Here is a 24,891-nt window from a genome sequence, read left to right as displayed (position 1 = left end):
CCGGAAATGCCGTCGGCCGCCCAGCGCCGCCAGTGGTTCCTGTGGCAGCTCGACCCCGGCAGCACCGCCTATCACATCAGCGGGGCGCTAAGATTGCGCGGTATTTTGGATGTGGCGGCCGTGCGCGCGACTTTCGCGTCACTGGTCGAGCGGCACGAGTCCCTGCGTACGGTGTTTCGCGCCGATGCGCATGGCCGCGTGGCCACCGAGATCCGCGCGGGCATGCCGGTCGATGTCACGCCGCTGGACGTCGCCGGCTTGCCGGAGCAGGAACGTGCGCAGCGCGTGCAGCGGGAGGTACAGCGCATCTGCGATCAGCCGTTCGATCTGGAACAGGGCCCGTTGCTGCGGGTAGGGCTGGTGCGCGAGGCGGCGGACAACCATGTGCTGGTGGTCGTCATGCACCACATTATTTCGGATGGCTGGTCGATGCAGATCATCATCGACGAATTCGCCCGTCAATACCAGGCGCGCGTCCAGGGTCGCTTGCCGGAACTTGCGCCGTTGGCGATCCAGTATGCCGATTACGCGCTCTGGCAGCACAACTGTCTTGAGGCCGGAGAACGGGAACGCCAGTTGGGCTATTGGGTGGCGCAGCTGGGCCGGGAGCAGCCGGTGCTTCAGCTGCCGACCGACCACCCACGGCGCACCGATGGCGGCTACACTGCGGCCCGGCACGAGATCGTACTGTCCGCCGGCCTGGTGTCCGGCCTGCGCGGCCGTGCCCGAGCCGCCGACGCCACTGTTTTCATGGTGCTGCTGGCAGGCCTTCAGGGGTTGCTTCATCGTTATACGGGCGAGCGTGATATCCGCGTGGGTGTGCCGATCGCCAATCGCCACCGCGTCGAGACCGAGGCGTTGGTAGGCTTCTTCGTCAACACCCAGGTGCTGCGCGGCGTGGTCGGTCCGCGCCAGCGCCTCGACGCGCTGCTGGAGGACACCAGGGCGGCGGCGCTGGGCGCCCAGGAACACCAGGACCTGCCGTTCGAGCAGTTGGTCGAGGCCTTGCAGCCGGAACGCCATCTTGGCACCAATCCGCTGTTCCAGGCGATGTTTAATCACCAGCGGCAGGAAGCCGGGCCGCTGGCACAGCTGCCCGGCCTCACGCTGGAGGAATATGCGCTGGGAGGGCAAGCGGCCCAATTCGAACTGATGGTGGAGAGCACGGAGGACACTTCAGGCCACATGAGCGTGACTTTCCGCTATGCGGCGGAGTTGTTCGATGCCCGCACCATCGAGCGCATGGCGACGCACTACAACGCCCTATTGGGCGCGCTGGCGGAGAAGCCGCAGCAGGTGCTGGGCGAGGTGGCGTTGCTGGACGCGGACGAGTTGCGTCAACTGCGCGGTTGGGGCGTCGACGATCGCTCGTATCCCGACATGACGCCGGTGCACCAGCTGTTCGAGGAGCAAGCGCGCCACCAGCCCGATGCGCAGGCGCTGTTGTTCGGCGACGAGGTGCTCACGTATGGGGAATTGAACGTGCGCGCCAACCGCCTTGCGCACCGGTTGATCGCGCTGGGCGTGGCGCCGGAAGTCAAGGTGGGTATCGCCGTCGAACGCTCGCTGGGAATGGTGGTCGGACTGCTGGCGATCCTGAAGGCGGGCGGCGCCTACGTGCCGATCGATCCCGACTATCCCGCCGACCGCATGGCCTACATGATGGAAGACAGCGGCATCGGCCTGCTGCTGACGGACCGCGAGGTGGGGCCGAAACTGCCGATGGTCGCCGGAGTCAAGATGCTGGAGATCGAGAGCCTCGATCTCGGCGCGGGTCCCTCGAACGATCCGCAAGTGGCGCTGCATGGCGAGAACCTGGCCTACGTGATCTACACCTCCGGTTCCACGGGCCGTCCCAAGGGCGCGGCCAACCGCCATGGCGCGCTGCACAACCGCCTGGCATGGATGCAGGAAGCCTATCGACTCGACGGTTCGGACACGGTGCTGCAGAAAACCCCGTTCGGCTTCGACGTCTCGGTATGGGAGTTCTTCTGGCCTTTGATGACGGGCGCACGCCTGGCGTTGGCCCGTCCGGGGGATCACCGTGATCCCGCGCGCCTGGTCGACGCGATCCAGTCGTTCAACGTGACCACGCTGCACTTCGTGCCATCGATGCTGCAGGCGTTCCTGTCCCACGAGGGCATCGAGGTATGCCGCAGCGTGCGGCGAATTATTTGCAGCGGCGAGGCGTTGCCGGCCGAAGCGCAGAACGGCGTGTTCGCTCGTCTGCCCGGGGCGGCGTTGTACAACCTTTACGGCCCGACCGAGGCGGCCATCGACGTCACGCATTGGACGTGCCGCGACGACGGCCGCAGCCAGGTGCCGATCGGGCGTCCGATCGCCGGCATCGGCACCTATGTGCTGGACGAGGAGTTGAATCTGGCGCCGGCAGGCGTGGCCGGTGAGCTGTATCTGGGCGGCGCCGGCCTGGCGCGCGGTTACCTGAACCGGCCGGCGCTGAGCGCCGAGCGCTTCGTCGCCAACCCTTTAAGCGAGGAGGGCGAACTGCTGTACCGTACCGGTGACCTGGTGAAGTGGAACGCGATGGGTAGCCTGGACTACCTGGGCCGCATCGACCATCAGGTGAAGATTCGCGGCCTGCGCATCGAGCTGGGCGAGGTCGAGGCGCAGTTGCTGGCGCAGCCCGAAGTGCGGGAAGCGGTGGTGGTGGCGGCCGAAGGCCCCGGCGGCGCGCGCCTGGTGGCCTATGTGTCGGCGGCGGCGGGCGCGGTCATCGAGGTCGCCACGCTGCGTGAGCGGCTGGGCAAGCAGCTGCCGGAGTACATGGTGCCGGCCACGATCATGGTGCTGGAAAGCTTGCCGCTCAACGCCAACGGCAAGGTCGATCGCAAGGCGCTGCCCGCGCCGGAAGCGGCGGCGGTGGCGGCCTACGAGCCGCCGCAAGGTGAAGTTGAGGAGGCGCTGGCCACGATCTGGGCCGAGGTGCTCGGCGTCGAGCGCGTGGGCCGGAGCGACAATTTCTTCGAGCTCGGTGGCGATTCGATCCTTAGCCTGCAGATCGTCGCCGGTGTTCGCCGCGCCGGGTGGCGACTGGCGCCGCGTCACATCTTCGAGCGGCAGACGATTATCCAGCTCGCCCCGGCCGTCATAAAGGACGACTCGCCGGTCGATGCGCCGGTCAGCCAGCTCGAAGGCGGGTTGCCGTTGCTGCCGATCCAGGCGGAATTCTTCGACACGCCGGTGCAAGCACGCCATCATTGGAACCAGTCGGTGCTGCTGGAGTGCCGCGAGCCGTTGGACCTAGGGGCGATGAAGACGGCACTGGCGGCGTTGGTCGATCATCACGACAGCCTGCGACTGCGTTACCACCGTAACGACACAGGCGCGTGGGACCAGGCCTATGCCACGGTGCCGGGCAGCCAGTTGCAGGAACTGCTGTGGGTGCGGCAAGCCGGGAGTGAACGGGACATTCCGGCGCTGTGCGATGTCGCCCAGCGCAGTCTCGATTTATCGCGGGGATCGTTGATGCGCGCGCTGGCCATCGAGTTAAAAGATGGCGGCTCACGCCTGCTATTGGTGATCCATCACCTGGTGGTGGACGGCGTATCCTGGCGCATCCTGCTGGAAGACCTGCAACTGGCGTATGCACAAAGCCGGGCGGGTAAAGATATTGTACTGCCGGCGAAGACCAGCAGCTACAAGGATTGGGCCTCGCTGCTGCAGTCGAAGGCCGACAGCTTCGGCCAACAAACCGCCTATTGGCAAGCGACGGCCGACGGGCAAACCGAACTGCCTTGCGACGATCGGCTGGGTGCGAACCGCATGGACCAACAAGCCGAAGTGACGCTGCGCTTCGATCGCGATCTCACCGATGCTTTGCTCCGCCAAGCGCCGGCCGCCTCGCGCACGCGCGTCAGCGATATCCTGCTGACGGCGCTGGGGCGCGCGCTGTGCCAGTGGACTGGCCGGGAACGGGTGCTGATCGATCTCGAAGGTCATGGGCGCGAGGACCTCTCCGCCGATATCGACCTGTCACGATCCGTGGGTTGGTTTACCAGCCTGTTCCCGGTGCTGCTCGATCCGATGGGCGAACCCGGCGCCGCGCTGCGTCGGGTGAAGGAAGGTTTGCGTACGGTGCCGGATGGCGGCATCGGCTTCGGCGTGCTGAAATATCTCGGCACCACCGAGCAGCAACGGCTACTGCGAGCCTTGCCAAGACCGCAGGTGATCTTTAATTATCTGGGACAGTTCGACGGCAGCTTCGACGAGGCGGCGATATGGCGGCCGGCGGAGGAGGATGGCGGCGCGGCGCTCGACCCGGCGGCGCCGCGCACCCACGAGCTGTCCATCGAAGGGCAGGTGTACGGCGGCGAGTTGGCCCTGACGGTCGGCTACAGCAAGGCGCGCCACCAGCGCGCCACGATCGAAGGGCTGGCGCAGCGGTTCAGGGAGGAGCTGGACGCGCTGATCGGGCTATGCGTCGGCGGCGAGCCTGCCGTCACGCCCTCGGACTTTCCGCTTGCGCGGCTCGCACAGGAGCAAATCGATCAACTGCCGCTGCCGTGGCGCGATGTGGCCGACCTCTATCCGCTGTCGCCGATGCAGACCGGGATGCTGTTCCACAGCCTGTCCGATCCGGAAGGCAGCACCTATGTCACGCAGATGCGGGTCGATATCGGCGGGCTCGATGCCGGGCGTTTCCGCTTCGCGTGGCAGGCCGCGCTGGCGCGCTATGCCGTGCTGCGCACCGGCGTGCTGAGTCACGACGATCAGGCGTTGCAATGGGTGGCCCGCCAGGCGGAGCTGCCGCTGCGCGAGCTTGACTGGCGCGGACGCGAAGGTCTCGAGGGCGCGCTGGAGGGACTAGCCAAGTCCGAATTGGAGCAAAGCTTCGATCTGGCCACTCCGCCTTTGATGCGCGTTGCACTGGTGCGTATCGGCGAAGACCGCCATCGCTTCATCTGGACCGTCCACCACTTGCTGCTCGATGGCTGGAGCACCTCCCGGCTGCTGGGAGAGGTATTGACCGTTTACGCGGGCGGTGTGCCCGACGCCTCCGGCGCCGGCTATCGCGACTACATTGGCTGGCTGCAGCGGCGCGACCTGCCGGCAAGCCTGGCGTATTGGCAAAGCCGGTTGGCCGCCCTGGAGGGGCCCACCAGGCTGGCCGCCGCGCTGCCCGTACCGAGCGGCACGGCCGATTACCGCGAGTACTCGCGTGTGTTGGGTGCCCGGGAGACCGCCCGGCTTGCGGAATCGGCCCGCGCAAAACACGTGACGCTCAACACGCTGGTGCAAGGCGCCTGGGCGCTGCTGCTGCAACGCTATACCGGCCAGCGCGCGGTGTGCTTCGGTGCGACGACGTCCGGCCGGCCGATGGACTTGCCGGACGCCGAGCGGATGCTCGGGCTGTTCATCAACACCTTGCCGGTGATCGTGGCGGTGCCCGCCGATCTTGGCGCCGACGACTGGCTGCGCGCGTTGCAGGCGCAGGGCACGGAAATGCGCGAGCATGAGTACACGCCGCTGAACGAGATCCAGCGGCTGGCCGGCAGCGCCGGCGCCAGCTTGTTCGATACCATCGTCGTGTTCGAGAACTACCCGGTCGACAAGGCGTTGAACAGTGTGGACCAGGCACGACTCGTGTTCGACAGCCTGCACTTCTCAAGTGGTAATCACTACCCGCTGACACTGCGGGTGAGCATCGACGGCGAACTGCGCCTGGATTATCTGCACGATACGTCGCTAGTTGACGCGGCTGCCGTCGAGCGCATCGCCGGGCAATTCGCAGCACTGCTGAACGAACTGGCGCAGCAGGGTGCGCGACCGCTGGGGACATTCGAACTGCGCGATGTCGGTCCCGTGCTACATGGGCCGGTGCCGCCGCAGCCGGCGCCCGACGTGCTGACCTTATGGTCGGCGGCCGTGTCGGCCCAACCGGACGCCCCGGCAATCATGGACGAACACGCGAGCCTGAGCTTCGGGGCGCTGGACGCGCAGGCGGCGGCGCTGGCCGCACGCCTTCGCGACGCGGGTATCGCAGCCGAGAATCGCGTAGCCATTCATGCGGGACGCGGCTGCGAGTTTGTCGCGGCGGTGCTCGCGGTCCTCAAGGCCGGTGGCACCTATGTGCCGCTGGACCCGGCCCTTCCTGCCGAACGGCTGGCCTATGTGCTGCGGGACAGCGGCGCGCAACTGGTGCTCGGCGCGACGCAGCTGCCTTGCGACACGGCGCTGCCGGTGGTGCGGATCGATCTCACGCAAACGCCGGCCGCGCAGGTTGATTTGGCCGGTGTGCCGGCGCCGATGCCGGCCCAGGGCGCGTACCTGCTCTATACCTCCGGCTCGACCGGCCAGCCGAAGGGCGTGCTTGTCAGCCGTGGCGCGCTGGCCGGCTATGTGACGTCCGTGCTCGATCGGATGGATCTGCCGGCCGAGGCGCGTTCGATGGCGATGGTGTCGACGGTCGCTGCCGACCTTGGGAATACCGTGCTGTTTGGCGCGCTTTGCTCGGGCAGGCTGCTGCATTTGATGTCCGCCGGGCTTGTGCTGGATCCCGACGCCTTCGCCGGGTACATGCGGCGGCACCGGGTGGATGTGCTGAAGATCGTGCCGAGCCACCTCCAGGCGCTGCTCAATGCCGCCGTGCCGGCCGATGTCCTGCCTTCCAGCCGGCTGGTGGTGGGCGGCGAGGCGACCCGTTGGCCTTTGCTGGACAGGGTCGCTAGCCTGAAGCCGGGCTGCCGCGTGCTGAATCATTACGGACCGACCGAAACGACGGTTGGCATCCTCACCCAGGAAGGCGGCGAAGCGTCGCGGGCGGCGGATACGCTGCCGGTGGGTCGGCCGCTCGCCGGCAACCTTGCCTGCGTGCTGGACGCCGATCTGCATCCGGTGCCGGCCGGCGTGGCCGGTGAGCTGTATCTGGGCGGCGTGAACCTGGCGCGCGGCTATCATGGCCGGCCCGCGCAGACGGCCGAACGCTTCATCGCGCATCCGTCCAGCGTCGGGGAGCGGCTGTACCGCACCGGTGACCGTGTCCGGATACTGGCCGACGGCACGCTGGAATTCCTCGGCAGGATGGACGGCCAGGGGAAGATCCGTGGCTATCGCGTGGAGACGCAGGAAGTGGCGCAGGCGCTGCGGGCGATCGACGGCGTCGCGGAAGCGGAAGTCCTCGCACGCACCGACGACGAAGGACAGACACGCCTCCACGCCTACGTCATCGGCCGGGACGGCATGCGACCCGATAGCGGGGACTTGCATGCCCGGCTCGCGGGTACGCTGCCGGAATATATGGTGCCCGCCGCGATCGTGCCGCTTGATGCCTGGCCGTTGACGGCGAACGGCAAGATCGATCGCAAGGCCTTGCCCGATCCGCAGGAGCATGCGGGCGAGCGCGACCCCGGGCGCCATGACGCGCCGCTGGGCGCGGCCGAACAAACGCTGGCCGCCGTCTGGAGCGAGGTTCTGGGCGTGGCGCAAGTCGGGCGTGCTGACGACTTCTTCGAACTTGGCGGTGATTCGATCATGGCGTTGAAGCTGGTGGCGCGCGCGCGCAAGCGCGGCCTGCAGGTGCTGCCACGGCATTTGTTCGAAGGTCGTACGCTGGCCGGCGTGGCCCGTCTCGTCGGCGGTAGTGCCGCCGAAGCGCCGCAGGTGGCGATTCCCCGGCTGTCCGGCGACAGGCGCGCAGGCGCGCTGCCGGCATCCTATGCCCAGGGGCGGCAATGGATACTGTGGCAGATGGACATGGCCAGCACGGCCTACCATATCGGCGCCGCGCTGCGCCTGTTCGGGGAGATCGACAGTGCCGCACTGAGCGCCGGCTTCGACGCGCTGGTAACGCGTCACGAGTCGCTGCGCACGGTGTTCCGGGCCGGCGACGATGGCCAGGTGGAGCAGAAGATTCTTGAAGCCGGCGCGCCATTGGATTACATCGATGTGTCCAGGCTCGCGGCTTCGGAGCGTGATGAACGGGTGCGCCACGAGGCGGCGCGGCTGCATGCGGCGCCCTTCGATCTCGAGCACGGGCCGCTGCTGCGGGTGGGGCTGATCCGCGAGTCGGCGGACAGCCATGTGCTGGTGGTGGTTATGCACCACATCATCTCGGATGGTTGGTCGATGCGGATTATCATCGACGAGTTCGCGCAGCAGTATCGGGCGCGCGTCCAGGGCCGGCTGCCGGACATGGCGCCATTGCCTATCCAGTACGCCGACTACGCGGTGTGGCAGCGCAACTGGCTCGACGCCGGCGAGCGGCAGCGCCAGTTGAATTATTGGCTGTCGCAGCTGGGCCGGGAACAGCCGGTGCTTCAACTGCCAACCGATTATCCGCGCCGCACCGACGGCCAGTACACGGCGGCGCGTCACAACATCGCGCTGCCCGCCGGCTTGGCCGACAGCTTGCGCGGCCGCGCGCGGACCGCCGACGCCACCGTGTTCATGGTGCTGCTGGCGGGCTTGCAGGCGCTGCTCCATCGTTACACCGGCGAACGTGACATCCGTGTTGGCGTGCCAATCGCCAACCGTCACCGCGCGGATACCGAAGCCGTGGTCGGGTTCTTTGTCAACACGCAGGTGCTGCGCGGCGTCGTCGGACCACGCCAGCGTCCCGATGCGCTGCTCGCGGCGGTTAGAACTGCGGCGCTGGGCGCGCAGGAACATCAGGACCTGCCGTTCGAGCAGTTGGTCGAGGCCTTGCAGCCGGAACGCCGCCTCGATACCAATCCGCTATTCCAGGTCATGTTCAATCATCAGAGGAAAGATGACGGTGGGCTGGCGCAGCTGCCGGGCCTCACGTTGGAAGAATACGCGCTGGAAGGGCAGGGAGCCCAGTTCGAACTGATGGTCGACAGCATCGAGGAAAGCGCCGGTGGGGTGAACGTATGCTTTACGTACGCGGCGGAGTTGTTCGATGCACGCACGATAAAGCGCATGGCGACGCACTACACCGCGTTATTGGGCGCGCTGGCGGATAAGCCGCAGCAGGCGCTGGGCGAGGTGGCGCTGCTGGACGCGGAGGAGCTGCTTCAACTGCGTGGCTGGGGCGTCGACGAACGCTCGTATCCGGACATGACGCCGGTGCATCGGCTGTTTGAGGAACAAGCGCGCCGCCGGCCCGACGCGCAGGCGCTGTTGTTCGGCGACCAGGTACTCACGTATGGGGAATTGAACGTTCGCGCCAACCGCCTTGCACACCGGTTGATCGCGCTGGGCGTGGCGCCGGAAGTCAAGGTGGGTATCGCCGTCGAACGTTCGATGGGAATGGTGGTCGGACTGCTGGCGATCCTGAAGGCCGGCGGCGCCTACGTGCCGATCGATCCCGACTATCCCGCCGACCGCATGGCCTACATGATGGAAGACAGCGGCATCGGCCTGCTGCTGACGGACGGCGAGGTGGGGCCGAAACTGCCGGCGGCCGCCGCCGTCACGGTGCTGGAGATCGAGAGCCTCGATCTCGGCGCGGAACCCTCGAACGATCCGCAAGTGGCGCTGCATAGCGAGAACCTGGCCTACGTGATCTACACCTCCGGTTCCACGGGCCGCCCCAAGGGCGCGGCCAACCGTCACGGCGCGCTGCACAACCGCCTGGCATGGATGCAGGAAGCCTACCAGCTAGATGGCTCTGACACGGTGCTGCAGAAAACCCCGTTCGGCTTCGACGTCTCGGTCTGGGAGTTCTTCTGGCCTTTGATGACGGGTGCGCGCCTGGCGTTGGCCCGTCCGGGGGATCACCGGGATCCCGCGCGCCTGGTCGACGCGATCCGGTCGTTCAACGTGACGACGCTGCACTTCGTGCCGTCGATGCTGCAGGCTTTCCTGGCCCACGAGGGCATCGAGGTATGCCGCAGCGTGCGGCGCATCGTTTGCAGCGGCGAGGCGTTGCCGGCCGAGGCGCAGAACGGCGTGTTCGCGCGCCTGCCCGGCGCGGCGTTGTACAACCTGTACGGCCCGACCGAGGCGGCCATCGACGTCACGCATTGGACCTGCCGTGCCGACGGCCGCAGCCAGGTGCCGATCGGGCGGCCGATCGCCGGCATCGGCACCTATGTGCTGGACGAGGAGTTGAATCTGGCGCCGGCAGGCGTGGCCGGCGAGCTGTATCTGGGCGGCGCCGGCCTGGCGCGCGGTTACCTGAACCGACCGGCGCTGAGCGCCGAGCGCTTCGTCGCCAGCCCTTTAAGCGAGCAGGGCGAACTGCTGTACCGTACCGGTGACCTGGTGAAGTGGAACGCGATGGGTAGCCTGGACTACCTGGGCCGCATCGACCATCAGGTGAAGATTCGCGGCCTGCGCATCGAGCTGGGCGAAGTCGAGGCGCAACTGCTGGCGCAGCCCGAAGTGCGGGAAGCGGTGGTGGTGGCGGCCGAAGGCCCCGGCGGCGCGCGCCTCGTGGCCTATGTGTCGGCGGCGGCGGGCGCGGTGATCGAGATGGCCGCGCTGCGCGAGCGGCTGGGCAAGCAGCTGCCGGAGTACATGGTGCCGGCCACGATCATGGTGCTGGAAAGCTTGCCGCTGAATGCCAACGGCAAGGTCGATCGCAAGGCGCTGCCGGCGCCGGCAGCGGCGGCGGTGGCGGCCTACGAGCCGCCGCAAGGTGAAGTTGAGGAGGCGCTGGCCGCGATATGGGCCGAGGTGCTCGGCGTCGAGCGCGTCGGCCGGCACGATAACTTCTTCGAACTGGGCGGACATTCGATCTCCGTCCTCCGCGTGCATGCGAAGGCGCACCAGTATTCCGGTGTGCGGGTGCCGTTGCGCAGCATGTTCGAGAACCCGACGATCGCCGCCTCGGCGGTCTTACTGTCACCATCGCCGGACGCAAGTGGCGCCGAAGACGACATCGAACGTATGTTAGCCATCATGGAACAGCTGGAGCATTGAATGAGAACCAAGGACTATGACATCGCCGTCCGCTTTGCGGGCTTTTCAAAGGAAAAGCAGACGGCCTTCCTGCAAGCGTTGAAATCGCAAGGGATCGACTTTGGCAGGCTGCCCATCGCCGCAGCCGCCGCCAACCAGGGCGTCTGTTCGTACGCCCAAACGCGGCAATGGATGCTGTGGCAGCTGGATCGTGACAGTTCCGCCTACCATATCACCGGCGCACTGCGGTTACATGGCGAACTCGATAGGGTCGCGCTGGGCGCCAGCTTCGATGCGCTGGTGCTGCGTCACGCGTCGCTGCGAACGGTGTTTCGCGCCCGTCCGGATGGCGGCATCGAGCAGAGGGTGCTGGAAACGGGCGCGCTGCTGGAGTACATCGATCTGGATGGACAGCCCGCGTCGGTGCGCGAAGAGCGCGTCCACGCCGAGGCGGCGCGGCTGCATCGCACGCCGTTCGACCTGGAACAAGGACCGCTGTTGCGGGTTGGCCTGATTCGCGAGGCGGCCGATAGGCACGTATTGGTGGTCGTCATGCACCACATTATTTCGGACGGCTGGTCGATGCAGATCATCATCGACGAATTCGTACGGCAGTACCAGGCGCGCATCGAGGACCGGGTGCCTGACCTGGCGCCGTTGACCATCCAGTACGCCGATTACGCGGCGTGGCAGCGCAACTGGCTCGAAGCCGGCGAGCGGCAGCGCCAGTTGGATTATTGGCTGGCGCAGCTGGGCGGCGAGCAGCCGATGCTGCAACTGCCCACCGACCACCCGCGCCGGTCCGACGGCCAATACACGACCGCGCGGCACGACCTGGCGTTGCCCGCCGGCCTGGCCGCCGGCTTGCGCAGCCGTGCCCGCGCCGCCGACGCCACCGTCTTCATGCTGCTGCTGACGGGCATGCAGGCGCTGATGTATCGCTATACGGGAGAGCTGGATATTCGTGTTGGTGTGCCGATCGCCAACCGCCATCGCGCGGAAACCGAATCCGTGGTCGGCTTCTTCGTCAACACGCAGGTTCTGCGTGGCGTGATCGGTGCGCGCCAGCGTCTCGACGATTTGCTGGCGGCGACCAGGGAGGCGGCTCTTGGCGCGCAGGAGCACCAGGACCTGCCGTTCGAACAACTGGTCGAGGCGTTGCAGCCGGAGCGTCACCTCGGCACCAATCCGCTGTTCCAGGTGATGTTCAACCACCAGCGGCACGATGGCGGCGCACTGGCGCAATTGCCCGGCCTGACGCTGGAAGAGTACGCGCTGGGTGGGCAAGGGGCGCAGTTCGAACTGGTGATCAGCGGCGTGGAGGACAACGAGGGCCGGATTCATATCGGCGTCACCTATGCGGCAGAACTGTTCGAGGCCGGCACTATCGCCCGCATGGCTGCCCACTACGCGACACTGCTGGCCGCATTGGCGGAGCGACCGCACCAGGCGCTGGACGAGGTGGAACTGCTGGACGCGCACGAGCGATCGCAGTTGCGCCGCTGGAGCGTCGACGAGCGCTCGTATCCGGACGTGGAACCGGTGCAGCGGCTGTTCGAATTACAGGCCCGTCGCCAGCCGGACGCGGAGGCGCTGCTGTTCGGCGACGACGTGCTGACCTATCGCGAATTGAACGCGCGCGCCAACCGTCTGTCGCACCGCCTGATCGCGCTTGGCGTGGCGCCCGAAGTCAAGGTGGGCATCGCCGTCGAACGCTCGGTCGGCATGGTGGTCGCATTGCTGGCGGTTCTGAAGGCCGGTGGCGCCTACGTGCCGCTGGACCCGGAATATCCCCCCGACCGCATGGACTACATGATACGGGACAGCGGCATCGGCCTGCTGTTGACGGACCGCGAAGTCGGACGGCGGCTGCCGGCGGCGAACGCGGTCAAGGTCTTGGAGCTGGAGGCGCTCGATCTCGGCGCCGAGCCGGAACATGATCCGCAACCGGGGCTGCACGGCGACAATCTGGCCTACGTGATCTACACGTCGGGATCGACCGGAAGGCCCAAGGGCGCGGCGGTTCGCCATCGCTCGCTGAGCGGCTGCATGCGCTGGATGCAGGAGACCTACGGCCTGACCCGCGACGACACCGTGCTGCACAAGGCGCCGTTCGGCTTCGACGTGTCGGTCTGGGAGATTTTCTGGCCATTGACGACCGGCGTGCGCCTGGTGGTGGCCAACCCTGGCGACCAGCGCGATCCGGAGCGGATCACGGCGTTGATCCGCCGCCACGCCGTCACCACGATGAACTTCGTTCCGGCGATGCTGCAGGCCTTCCTGGCCCACGAAGGCATCGAGCGCGAAACGCGGCTGCGCTACGTGATCTGCGGCGGCGAAGCCATGCCGGCGGCGACGCAACGCGAGGCGCTGCGGCGGCTCCACGGCGTGAGCCTGCAAAACCTTTACGGCCCGACGGAAACGACGATCCACGTCACCCAATGGACCTGCCGGGCAGACGGTGCGACCTTGGTGCCGATCGGCCGCCCCATCGCCGCCACCCAGGCCCACGTGCTGGACGCGGGCCTGAACCTGGTGCCGCGCGGTGTGGCCGGCGAACTGTACATCGGCGGCGAGCTGCTGGGCCGGGGCTACCTGCACCGGCCGGCGCTGAGCGCCGAGCGCTTCGTGGCCGACCCATTCGGCGGTGGCGGACGGCTGTATCGCACCGGCGACCTGGTGCGCTGGAACGGGGAGGGGCAGCTGGAATACCTGGGCCGCATCGATCACCAGGTGAAGGTGCGCGGCTTGCGCATCGAGCTGGGCGAGGTCGAGGCGCAGTTGCTGGCGCAGCCTGAAGTGCGCGAAGCCGTGGTGGTGGCGCAGGAGTTGCCGGCCGGCACGCGGCTGGTGGGCTATGTGGCGCCGGCGCCGGGCCACAGCGCCGATCCGGCGCTACTGCGCGCAAGCCTGGGCCGGCAACTGCCAGATTATATGGTGCCGGCCGCCATCGTGGTGCTCGACAGCCTGCCGTTGAACGCCAACGGCAAGGTCGACCGCAAGGCCTTGCCGGCGCCGGAATGGATCGCCGGTGCCGCCTACGAAGCGCCGCAGGGAATCGTGGAGCATGCGCTGGCGGCGATCTGGAGCGAGGTGCTGTGTGTCGAGCGCATTGGCCGGCACGACAACTTCTTCGAACTCGGTGGGCATTCGATATCGGCGCTGCGGGTCGTCAGCGCCGCGCGCCGGCGCGACATCCCCGGCTTGCAGCTGACGCTGAAGGATATGCTGGGCAAGCCGACGCTGCACGCGCTGGCGCAAAGCGTCGCCAATCCCGTGGTGCCGTTGAACCGCCATCTTGCCGAACCCGGTCCGCTGTTCTGCATCCACTCGGGCATCGGCACGGTGCTGGGCTATCTGTCGCTGGCGCAGCGGCTGGCGGGCGTGCGGTCGGTGTATGGCGTTACCTGCCGCACCTTGATCGACCCGGTGCATCGCGACCATTCGCTCGAGACCATGGCCGTCGACTATGCGCGCTTTATCCAGGCTGTGCAGCCGCAGGGACCCTATCATCTGCTGGGATGGTCGCTGGGCGGACCGTTGGCGGCGCTGGTCGCCTCGCACCTGGAGCAACAAGGGACGCGGGTCGCCTTCCTGGGCCTGGTGGACACGCCGGAGCTCAGCCAATTGGGCGATGGCGAAGGCGAAGCCTGGCGCGGCGAGTTTGAAGGACTGTTGCGTAAAGTGTGCGGCGAGGGGGAGGGGGCGGACATTCCGCAGTTGCCAGCCGATATCGGCGATCCGCTCGAGGGAGAGCAGGCGCTGCTGGCATGGGTGCAGTCGCACATGGCGCAAGGGCGTATCGTGCCAAACGGTTCCTTTGCCGGGCTGGCTGCCGAAGACCTGGTGCGACGCTGCCTGATCGGGCGGGCGCTGGACCGGGCGGTCGCGCGTTCGGCCGATACGTATCCGGCCGTGCAAGCGGCAACGCACGCCTGGTGGACGCCGGGACGGCGCCCCGAGGATATCGCGCGCATTTCCGCACAACTGGGCACCGGCAGGCTGCGCCACTGGCCGGTCGATGCCGATCATGAAACCATGGTGAACGACGCAGGGTTCCTCGATTCGTGCGTGGGCGGCCTGGCGGAAGGGTAGGGAGATTGATGGCGGTCGGGCCGCGCTGGTGCGCGGTCCGAACGCCCGGCCGGGATGGCCTTAGAAGTCGATCGTGGCCGACAGTGCGACGGTGCGTGGCTGCGACAAATTCAGCCAGGCGCCGGAACCACTGGTCCAGTAGTCGCGTCCCAACAGATTGCTGACGTTGGCGCGCAGCACCAGCGGACGGCTCCATGCCACCATGGCGTAGCGGGCACCGGCATCCCAGCGGGTCCAGCCCGGAATGGTGCGCGAATTGTCCTGGTCGATCACCTGCTTGCTGGTGGCGATCATGCGCGCCGTCAGCGTCAGCCCGGCCACGCCCGGCACGTCGTACTCGCCGCCCAGGTTGAGCTGGCGGCGCGCCACGTTCGGGGCGAAGTTGTCGTCATAGCGGCCGCCGTCGGTGTGGGTCAGGCGGGCATCGGTGTAGACCACGCCGCCCAGCGCGCGCACGCCCGGCATCGGTTCGCCGAAGAAGGTCAGTTCCAGCCCCCGGTTGCGTTGCTCGCCGTCGACCTTGTAGGTGGCGGTGCCATCGCCGTTGCCGATGATCAGGCCGCTGGGACGGGTAATCTGGAAGATGGCGGCGGCGGCGCTGAAGCGGCCGAAGTCATACTTGGCGCCCACCTCGTACTGCTTGGTGTCCTTGGGCGAGAAGACCTCGCCGGCGTTGGTGGTGCCCACCGGCGCGGTGTCGCCCTGGCTCAGGCCTTCGATGTAATTGCCGTAAAGGGACAGATTGGCCTGCGGCTTGAACAGCACTGCCAGCATTGGCGTGGTGGCGCCCTCGTCGTAGGTGGTGCTGCCGGCGCCGGTGCGGGTGTCGTAGGCGATGTACTTGACGTTCTGGCGACGCGCGCCGAGCGTGACGGCGATGCGGTCGTCGGCCGACGAGATCGTATCGGCGATGGCGTATGACGGCAGTTCGACCTTGTCCGTCTTCGGCGCGGTGGAAGGGAAGCCCGCCAGCGACGGCGCGCTCACGAACGACGGTTGATAGATGTTGGTGTCGAAGTTCTTGATGCCGTAATAATCGGCGGTGAAGCCGTGCGTGCGCTTCAGGTAACTGGCGTTCAGGTTCGCCTGATGCTTCAGTCCGCCGGTTTTGAACGTGCCTCGCAAGCCGACTTGGGCGCTGCGGTGCTTGTAGTAATCGGGCCAGTAGTACGCGGTCGCCTGGGCGTTGCCGGCGGCATCGGTGACGAAGATGTCGGTGGACAGGTATTCGAAGTGGTTGTCGCTGTAGCCGGTCGCGCCGTACACAGTCCAGTCGGGGGCGAAGTCGTATTCCACCTTGGCCAGCGCGTAGTCGCTCTTGGTGTCGGAGTACTCCCAGTCCTGCGCGGCCCGGCGGCGCGCGTTGGGCGCCGCCGGAATGGCGAGGCCGTCGGCGAAGCCCAGGCCACCCGCGCCCTGCGGCGCCTCGTTGTTCATGGTCTGGTGCCCGGCGTCGAGCGAGGCCCGCAGGTTGGCGCCACGGTAGTCGACGGCCACCGTGGCGGCCTGCAGATCGACCTTCTGGCCGTCGGTGGCGGTCTTGCCGTTGCGGTAGACGCCGTTGAAGCGCACGCCCCATTCCTGCTGCTCGCCGAAGCGCCGGCCGATGTCCACATGGCCGCCGAAGACGCCGTCCGACAGGTAGGTGGCCGTCAGGCGCGTGAGCGGCTTGTCGCCGGCGCGCTTGGGCACCATGTTGATGGCGCCGCCCGAGGCGTCATAGGGGGCCATGCCGTTGAGCAGCGCGTTCGGTCCCTTCAACACTTCCACGCGCTCGGCGGTTTCGACCGGCAGCGTGCGCGACGGCGCCACGCCGTACATGCCGTCGAACAAGATCGAGTTTTGCACGTAAAAACCGCGAATCATGAAGGAATCGCCGGCGCCTGCCGCATTGGTCAAGCCATAGGAAACGGTACGCACCGACGGGTCGTTGGCCATGACGTCGGCCACGGTGACCGCTTGCTGGTTGGTGATCAGCTCGGCGGTATAGCTGGTGACGCTGAACGGCGTGTCGATCACCTCGCGGTTGCCCAGCAGGCCGAGCCGGCTGCCGCTGCCGACCTGGCCGCCGGCGTACGCTTCCGGCAGGTCGCTTGGCAGCAGGGCGCTGGCCGCCACGCTCACCAGCGGCAGGGTTTTTTCGGCCGTTCTCGGCGCGGCGGCGCGGATGATGATGGTCGCGCCTTCCTGATGCGCCTCCAGCCCGCTGCCGGAGAGCAACTGGTCGAGCGCCTGGCGCGTGGTGACCGTGCCTAGCACGGCCGGCGCCGTCTTGCCGGCGACCAGGGCGGGAGGGAAGGCGACCGGGATGCCGGTGGCGGCGGAGAACTCGTTGAGCGCGGCGCCCAGCGGCTGGGCGGCGATGGAAAACGCCACGGTGCCGGTGTTGCCGGTGGTTTGGGCGTGGACCCAGGCCGGGCTGGCGAGCGCCAGGGCGACGGCGAGGGAAATCGGGGCGAGGTGGAGGCGGGGAAGCGCGTGCGGCATGGGTTTCCTGGAGGATAGTGGTTAGTGTGAATGAAAAAAAGTGAATGAAAATCAATCTCATTACTGATCTCATTACTAACTAAGACGCACGACCCGCCAAAATGTACACCCCGCGCGGCCGATTATTTTGCGCGCACCACCTCGGTCTTGCCGTCGGCGCGCCGGACCAGCCTGACCGGCAGGATATGGGGCAGGGCCTGCGCGAAGGCGGCCGGATTGGCTGCCCGGTAGCTGCCGCCGATCGGCATCGACGCCACCTCGGGGTCGGAGACCACCAGGTTGACGGCGCCGTAGCGCTCGAATTCGCGCACCGCCTCGGCCAGCGGCGTGCTGACGAAGCGGATCAGGCCTTTGCGCCAGGGCGCGATGCCGCCCGGGTTGACGGCGGCGACCGCACCCAGGCCGGCGGCGGTGGACACCCGGACGAACTGGCCCGCGTGCAGCTGGGCCGTCTTGCCGGCGCCGGCGCCGGCATCGCCATCGAGGCCGGCACGGGCCACGCCGACCCGGCCTTCCTCGACCTCGATCTCGACCACGGCCGCGTGTCCTGCGCAGTCCCGGCAGCGGACGGCGAAGCGGGTGCCCAGCACCGTCACGCGGGCCGGACCGGCCAGCACGGTGAACGGCCGGGCGGCGTCGCGGGCGACGCCGAACATCGCCTGGCCTTCGGGCAGGCGCACCAGGCGGCGGTCGCGGTACAAGGTCACCTCCACGCGCGTGCCGGAGTCGAGCGTGAGCCGGGTGCCGTCCGGCAGCACGACGTCGCGCAGCTGGCCGCGCTGCGCGGTGTAGACGTGCTCGAAGGTCGGTTGCCGCCACCACTGCCGCCACCCGACGCCGAGGGCCAGCACCGCCACGCAGCAGAACGCCAGCGCCGCCGGGCGCGCGGTGAGCGCGGCGGCCAGCCGCGCGCCCAAGCCGGACCGCGCCTGCGGCGGGGCAGCGGGTGTTGCAGCAGGGGTTGCAGCAAGTGTTGCAGCAGGGGGCGCAGCAGGCCTTGCAGCGGCCGTCGAAGCCGCCGGCCCGCTTTGCGCTTGCGGGCGGGCGCGCAGGTGGGCGGTGCGTTCCGCCGGCAGGGCGCGCAGCGCGCGCAGGCCCTCGTCCAGGCGGGAAAACGCCGCCCGGTGCGCCGGATCGGCCGCCAGCCACAGGCGGAACTGCACCTCGTCATCGGCGTCAAGGCCTTGCTCGCGGCGGCCGTGCCAGGCGATGGCGGCGACGTCGACCGGATCGCTGGCGCGCAGCCGGGCGGCCGATTCGTTCATGGCGATGTCGTCGGGGCTGAGCGGACCGGACTGGCCGGTGGAGGAGGGCGGGAGGGTCATCCTTCGAACGCCGCGCGGCAGGCGGCGCAGGCCAGCTTGCCCCGTCCGATATATTGGTTGACCATGCTGAGCGAGATGCCCATGTGGCGCGCGATTTCCTTGTTGGACAGATCGTCGAAGGCGTACAGGCAAAACGCCTCGCGGCAGCGGTCGGGCAGTTGCTCGATGGCCTTCAGATACGCCTCGGCAGCCTGCGAGGACGAATACACTTCTTCCGGCTGCAGGTGGGCCGGCTGCACCGGCATGTCCGGTTCGGCCAGGGTGTCGATGTCGTCGTGGCGCCGGATGTCGGCGCGGCGGTCCATGTCGATCTTCAGGTGGACCGCCACTTTCCGCAGCAGTGCACGGGGATCGAGGATCGCCTGCCCGGATTGCTCCATCGTCAGCACGCGCACGTAGCTTTCCTGCGCGAGGTCGGCGGCCAGGTCGGGGTCCCTGACTTTACGCAGGCAAAAATTAAACAGTTCTCGGTAATAATGCGTGATCACAATCCGTCCCGGCCACAGAACCAGCCACCCCGGACGCGATGCGGCCGGGGAACCCTGCCTTTCCCAGGCTCGCTACGGTGGCGATGTGGCTGGCGCAGGCCGGGCTCGGGGGGCGAGCCGGGCATATGCAACGAACGGCGGCCATGCGCGCATGGGCCGCCCGCTCGGCATCTGGCGGGATGAGGGCGTTGTTATCCTATCATGGAAAGCACTTTCCGGCTACCCGCCGCATTCCCGGAATCATCGGCATCGTCGACGCCGGCGGCCACGGCGGCATGCAGCGCGGCGCCGAAGATGTCCGCCACCCGGTCGATTTCCCGGTCGGTGATGATCAGCGGCGGCAGGAAGCGCATCACGCAGCCGTGGCGGCCGCCGCGCTCGATGATCAAGCCCCGTCGCAGGCATTCCTGCTGGATCGCCAGGGCCAGCGCCGGCGCCGCCGCCGGATTGCCCTGGGCGTCGGGCGCGGCGTCCGGGTCGACGATCTCGGCGCCCAGCATCAGGCCCCGGCCCCGCACGTCGCCGATCTGCGGATAGCGTTGCCGCAGCTGGTCCAGCGCCTTGGACAGGCGCGCGCCGCGCACGTTGGCCAGCTCCGCCAGGCCTTCGGCGCGCAGCAGCCGGATCGTGGCCGAGCCGGCCGCCATCGCCAACTGGTTGCCACGGAAGGTGCCGGCATGGGCGCCGGGCTTCCAGCCGTCGAGCTTGTCGCGGTAGACCACCACCGCCAGCGGCAGCCCGCCGCCGATGGCCTTCGACAGGGCGATCGCGTCGGGCAGGATGCCGGCGTGCTCGAAGGCGAACATCTGGCCGGTGCGCCCGAACCCGGTCTGCACCTCGTCGAGGATCAGCGGCACGTCGGCCGCCGCCGTCAGCGCGCGCAGCCCGGCCAGCCAATTGGCCGGCGCGGGGATGACGCCGCCTTCGCCCTGGATCGCTTCGACGATGGCGCCGGCCGGCAGCGGCACGCCGCCTTCCGGGTCCTGCAGCACGCTTTGCAGGTAGGCCAGGTTGGCCCGCACGCCGGGCTCGCCGCGCAGGCCGAACGGGCAGCGGTAGTCATACGGGAAAGGCAGGAATTGCACGCCCGTGAGCGTATCGTTGACCGGCGTCTTCGGCCCCAAGCTGCCCATCAGCTGCAAGGTGCCCTGGGTCATGCCATGGTAGGCGCCCTGGAAGGCCAGCATGGTGCCGCGGCCGGTGGCTGTCTTGACCAGTTTGACGGCCGCCTCGATGGCGTCGGCGCCGGTCGGGCCGCAAAACTGGATGCGGGCGTCGCGCGCGAAGCCGGCCGGCAGCACGTCGAACAGGTCCTGCACGAAACGGTCTTTGACCGGCGTCGTCAGGTCCAGGGTGTGCAGCGGGGTGCCGTCGCGCAGCACGGCCATGATGGCCTCGACCACCGCCGGGTGGTTGTGGCCGAGCGCCAGGGTGCCGGCGCCGGCCAGGCAATCGATGAAGACGCGGCCCTCGATGTCCTCGACGTAAATGCCGGCTGCGCGGTTGAGCACCAGCGGCAGGCGGCGCGGATAGCTGCGCGCGCTCGATTCCTGGCGTGCCTGCCTCTCGAGCATGGCGTGCGGGGTCAGCTGGTAGGGCTGCGACAGCGCCGCGTGCCGGCGCGCCAGCTCGCGCTCCAGCGCCTGGTTGCTGTGGATGTTGAGATGGTCCATGGTTTCTCCGTGTGTGATATGGGCGAAGCGGCGACCGTCAGCCGGCCAGCGCGGCGCGGCGCGGCTGCGCGTCGGCGGCCGCCGGCGCCGTCTCCACGGGCAGGGCGTCGATGATTTCCTGCACCCGCAGCGCGGTCACCGACAGCAGCGTGTCGCTCAATCCGTGCGTGTCCTCGCAGGCGCCCTGCAGGAAGATCGCCGGCCGGAACGCCGCGCCGGCCTGCAGGCGGTAGTTGCGGTCGACGACGAAGCCGCCCAGGTGCGGGCCCAGCTCGGCGAGCAGGCGCCGGTGGTGCTCCCGCCCGTAGCCTGTGGCCAGGACCACGGCGTCGTAGCGCCGCACCAGGTCGCTGTTGCGCTGCTCGTCGCGCATCACCAGCTCGATGCCGTCGGCGCGGGCGCGCACGGCGCCGATCTGGTGCTGGCGCAGCAGCTGGTGGCGGTCGCCGCGCGCCACGCGCTCTTCATAGAAGATCTTGTAGATTTGCTCGATCAGCGCCAGGTCGGGCGCGGCGTAGTTGGTGCGATGGAATTCCGACAGCAGGCCGGCGCGCGTGGCGTCGTCCTGGCGGAAGATGTAGTCGGTGAACTCGGCGTTGAAGACGCCGTTGACGAACGGGCTGTCGTCGGACGGATGGAGGGTGCGGGCGCGCATGATCATGTCGATCTGCGCCGGTTCGGGCCGGTTGTGCAGGTCGACGAAGATCTCGGCGGCGCTCTGGCCGGCGCCGATCACCGCGATGGTGCGGGCGTGGCGGTTGGCGGCGATGCCCGTCAGGTAGCGGCTCGAGTGGAACACGCGCTGATCGCCGGCGACGTCGGCGAAGCACTCGGGCAGCCTGGGCGTGCCGCCGATGCCGACCACCAGCTGGCGCGTCAGCCGCTCGTGCATGCCGCCGTGGGCGTCGCGCGAGCGCACGCGCAGCGCGACGACCGCGCCTTGCTGGTGTTCGGGCAGCACTTCGACCACCTCCTCGCCGTAGACGCAGCGGTCGTTGAACTGCCGCGCCGCCCAGCCGAGATAGTCGCTGAACTCGCGTCGGCTGGGAAAGAAGGTTTTCAGGTTGATGAAGTCCGGCAGGCGGCCGTGCTCGTGAAGATAGTTGACGAAGGTGTAGCGGCTGCGCGGGTTGCGCAGCGTGGCCAGGTCCTTGAGATAGGAGATCTGCATGTGCGCATGGTCGAGCAGCATGCCGGGATGCCAGGCGAAGCTGGCCTGCTTTTCAAGGAAGAGCGCATCGACGTGGCGGCGCCCGGCTTGCCGTTCCTCCTGGAGGGCGATGGCCAGCGCGATGTTGGACGGGCCGAAGCCGATCCCAATCAAGTCGTGAATGTGCATTCGAAAAACCCCACGAAAACGATACTGGTTGTAAATGGTTATAGAGCGTCAGGTCCGGCATGTACCGGCCACCCCCTCAGGACGGCGTCCGCGCGCATCTGTTTAGTCGCGCCGGCTTAAACAAGCGCGGCGCGGGTGCGTCTTGGGAATGGAGCCTTGGGAACAGAAGGCGGCGCTTCGCCGTCCCCCGTGGTCGTCCCCAATCCCTCGTCAAAGGATCACGCCTATGCATCGTCGACGTTCCATCCAGCCGCCGCCGCGCCGCGCCGTCGTCGCGCCGATGTGCGCGCTGTTGTTGTTTTCGCTGTCGCTCTGGTTGCCGTCGCCGGTCCAAGCCGGCGCCGCCGCGCCGCCGGGCGCGGTCGAAATCCGCCGCACCACCGACGGCGTCGCCCACATCCGCGCCGGCGACTGGCGCGAGCTGGGCCTCGGCGTGGGCTATGTGCAGGCGCAGGACGCGCTGTGCACCCTGGCCGACGCCTTCGTCACGTACGCGGGGCAGCGCGCCTGGTACTTCGGCGCCGAGCGGCGCCTGCCCGGCGCCTCCAGCATGGGACGGCCGAAGAACATCGATGCGGATTTCTTTTTCAAGGCGTTCGCCGACGAGGACATGGTCGCCACGATGCGCCAAGCGCAGCCGGCCGAGCTGACCGCGCTGGTGGCCGGCTACGCCGACGGCTACAACCGGCTGCTGCGCGAGGCGCGCGCCCGGCCGTCGCGCCACCCCGCCCGCGCCTGCCTGAAAGAGCCGTGGGTGCGCGACATCGCGCCGTCCGACATTTACCGGCGGCTGTACGCGGCGCAGGTCATGGCCGGCTACGGCCACTTCATGACGGACATCGTCAACGCCAGGCCCGCCTCGGAACGGGTGGCCGACGCCGCCGACGTGGCCGCGCTGCAGGCCCGGCTGGCCAACAACCTCGGCGCGCAAGCCGAACTGGGCAGCAACGCCATCGCCTGGGGGCGGGCGGCGACGGGCGACGACGGCGCACTGCTATTCGGCAATCCCCATTGGTTCTGGGGCGGGCCGGACCGCTTCTACCAGATGCACCTGACCATCCCCGGACAATTGAACGTGGCCGGCGCCGGCTTTCTCGGCGTGCCGCTGGTGATGATCGGCTTTAACGACAACGTGGCGTGGAGCCATACGGTGTCGCGCACCCGGCGCTTCGGCCTGTTCGAACTGGCGCTCGATCCCGCCGATCCCGAGCGCTATCTGGTCGACGGCGTGTCGACGCCGCTGAGCAAGCGCCATGTCACCGTCGCCGTGCGCGATGCCGACGGTGGCGCGCGCCAGGTCGGACGCACCCTGTATGCGTCGCGCTTCGGCCCGGTGGTCGATCTGCGCGGCCTGCATCCGGCGCTGGCCTGGTCGGCGCAGCGCGCGATGGCGGTGCGCGACGTCAACGGCGATAACTGGCGCATCTTCCGAAACTTCCTGGCCTGGGACCGGGCCGCCTCGCTGGACGACTTCATGGCCATCCAGCGGCGCGAGGCGGCCATGCCGTGGGTGAACACGCTGGCCGTGGGACGGGGTGACGGCCGTGTCTGGTACGCCGATATCGGCGCCGTGCCCAACGTGCCCGACGACCTGCGCCGCGATTGCGCCGCGCCGCTGGCGGCCGCGTTCGCCGGGCTCGATCCCCGCACGCCGGTGCTCGACGGCACCCGCTCGGCCTGCGAGTGGCGCCTCGACGCCGCCTCGGCGCAGCCGGGGGCGATGCCGGCGCAGCGCCTGCCCAGCCTGCTGCGCGAAGATTATGTGGCCAACATGAACGACAGCCATTGGCTGTCCAACGTCCATCAGCCGCTGGAGGGATATTCCGCGCTGCAGGGCGACGAGCGAACGGCGCTGAGTTTTCGCGGCCGTCTGGGACACGAGCTGGCGCTGGACCTGGCGCGGCGCGGGGCCGGCTCCGCCGCCGAGCTGGGCACATGGGCGGCGCGGGATGTGCTGAGCGCGCGCGTCTACACCGCCGAGCAGTACAAGCAACCGCTGCTCGACCAGGCCTGTGGCGGCGACGCCACGTCGGCCGCCGCCGACGTGGCCCGGGCCTGCGCCGTGTTGCGCGTCTGGGGCAACACCGGCGAGGTCGGCGACCGTGGCGCCCTGTTGTGGGAAACCTTCTGGCGCGAGCTGGAGAAGGGCGCCGGCAAGGACCTGTTCACCGTGGCGTTCTCGGCCGACGCGCCGTTGCGCACGCCCGCCGCGCCCCGGCCCGCCGATGGCGTCGCGGCCAAGGCGCTGGCCGCCGCCGCAATGTCATTGACGGCCCGGGGCGTTGCGCTGGACGAGGCCGCCGATACGCGGCGCGCCGTGCGCAGCGGCGGCAAGCGCTGGCCCATCTACGGCGGCTGCGGCGACGTCGGCTACTTCGCCACCGTCTGTCCCGACGTCGGCGAGCTGGGGCTGGGGCCGAACGTGGTCGCCAACAGCTACCTGCAGATCGTCCGGTTCGGCCAGCGCGGCGTCGAGGCGCGCACCTTGCTGGCCCACGGGCAGGACGAGCGGGCCGTGCGCGGCGGCCCCGGCAGCGGGCCGGTGGCGCGTTATGCGCGCAAGGACTGGCTCGCCTTCCCGTTCCGCGAGGACGACATCCTGCGCGATCCGCACCTGAGCACGTCGGTACTGCGCCCTTGACGGGCGTGCCGCATCCAAT

General features: G+C 68.4%; 8 protein-coding genes. 3 read left to right on the top strand and 5 right to left on the bottom strand.

Annotated elements, in window-relative coordinates; translation table 11 throughout:
* Positions 1-6 precede the first annotated feature (6 nt).
* Both NHH88_21145 and NHH88_21140 read left to right on the top strand, forming a co-directional pair.
* A complete protein-coding gene (locus tag NHH88_21145; GenBank protein ID USX12193.1) occupies positions 7-10,845 on the top strand; it encodes an amino acid adenylation domain-containing protein in 10,839 nt (3,612 codons plus the stop codon).
* Positions 10,846-14,919 carry an amino acid adenylation domain-containing protein gene (locus NHH88_21140; protein ID USX12192.1) on the top strand — a complete coding sequence of 1,358 codons (4,074 nt, stop codon included), beginning with the start codon at positions 10,846-10,848 and terminating at the stop codon, positions 14,917-14,919. It begins immediately after the preceding gene.
* A gap of 60 nt (positions 14,920-14,979) precedes the next feature.
* Here the strand turns inward: NHH88_21140 and NHH88_21135 are convergent, their stop codons facing one another.
* The 5 genes from NHH88_21135 to NHH88_21115 form a co-directional block, all read right to left on the bottom strand.
* Entirely contained in the window at positions 14,980-17,406 is a 2,427-nt protein-coding gene (locus NHH88_21135) for a TonB-dependent receptor (protein ID USX12191.1), read from the bottom strand.
* A 122-nt stretch (positions 17,407-17,528) separates the two neighbouring features.
* Positions 17,529-18,731, bottom strand: coding sequence for a FecR domain-containing protein (locus tag NHH88_21130; GenBank protein USX12190.1), 1,203 nt, complete (start codon positions 18,729-18,731; stop codon positions 17,529-17,531).
* Positions 18,728-19,219 carry an RNA polymerase sigma factor gene (locus NHH88_21125; GenBank protein USX12189.1) on the bottom strand — a complete coding sequence of 164 codons (492 nt, stop codon included), beginning with the start codon at positions 19,217-19,219 and terminating at the stop codon, positions 18,728-18,730. Before NHH88_21125 ends, NHH88_21130 begins: the two co-directional genes overlap by 4 nt.
* A 191-nt stretch (positions 19,220-19,410) precedes the next feature.
* Complete coding sequence (locus tag NHH88_21120) at positions 19,411-20,892, bottom strand: diaminobutyrate--2-oxoglutarate transaminase (protein USX12188.1); 1,482 nt, start codon at positions 20,890-20,892, stop codon at positions 19,411-19,413.
* 37 nt (positions 20,893-20,929) lie between these two features.
* A complete protein-coding gene (locus tag NHH88_21115; GenBank protein USX12187.1) occupies positions 20,930-22,231 on the bottom strand; it encodes a lysine N(6)-hydroxylase/L-ornithine N(5)-oxygenase family protein in 1,302 nt (433 codons plus the stop codon).
* A gap of 226 nt (positions 22,232-22,457) precedes the next feature.
* Between NHH88_21115 and NHH88_21110 the strand changes: the two genes are divergently transcribed.
* Positions 22,458-24,872, top strand: coding sequence for a penicillin acylase family protein (locus NHH88_21110; GenBank protein USX12186.1), 2,415 nt, complete (start codon positions 22,458-22,460; stop codon positions 24,870-24,872).
* The last annotated feature ends 19 nt before the right edge of the window (positions 24,873-24,891 follow it).

Source organism: Oxalobacteraceae bacterium OTU3CAMAD1 (assembly GCA_024123915.1).
GTDB lineage: Bacteria > Pseudomonadota > Gammaproteobacteria > Burkholderiales > Burkholderiaceae_D > Rugamonas.
Note: the sequence above shows the minus strand (reverse complement) of the source record. Positions and strands in the feature narration are given on the sequence as shown.

Bases quoted from the DNA above. Each gene is read 5' to 3' on its own strand.
- NHH88_21145 (USX12193.1), top strand. From the start codon at position 7: ATGCCGTCGGCCGCCCAGCGCCGCCAGTGGTTCCTGTGGCAGCTCGAC.
- NHH88_21140 (USX12192.1), top strand. From the start codon at position 10,846: ATGAGAACCAAGGACTATGACATCGCCGTCCGCTTTGCGGGCTTTTCA.
- NHH88_21135 (USX12191.1), bottom strand. From the start codon at position 17,406: ATGCCGCACGCGCTTCCCCGCCTCCACCTCGCCCCGATTTCCCTCGCC.
- NHH88_21130 (USX12190.1), bottom strand. From the start codon at position 18,731: ATGACCCTCCCGCCCTCCTCCACCGGCCAGTCCGGTCCGCTCAGCCCC.
- NHH88_21120 (USX12188.1), bottom strand. From the start codon at position 20,892: ATGGACCATCTCAACATCCACAGCAACCAGGCGCTGGAGCGCGAGCTG.
- NHH88_21115 (USX12187.1), bottom strand. From the start codon at position 22,231: ATGCACATTCACGACTTGATTGGGATCGGCTTCGGCCCGTCCAACATC.
- NHH88_21110 (USX12186.1), top strand. From the start codon at position 22,458: ATGCATCGTCGACGTTCCATCCAGCCGCCGCCGCGCCGCGCCGTCGTC.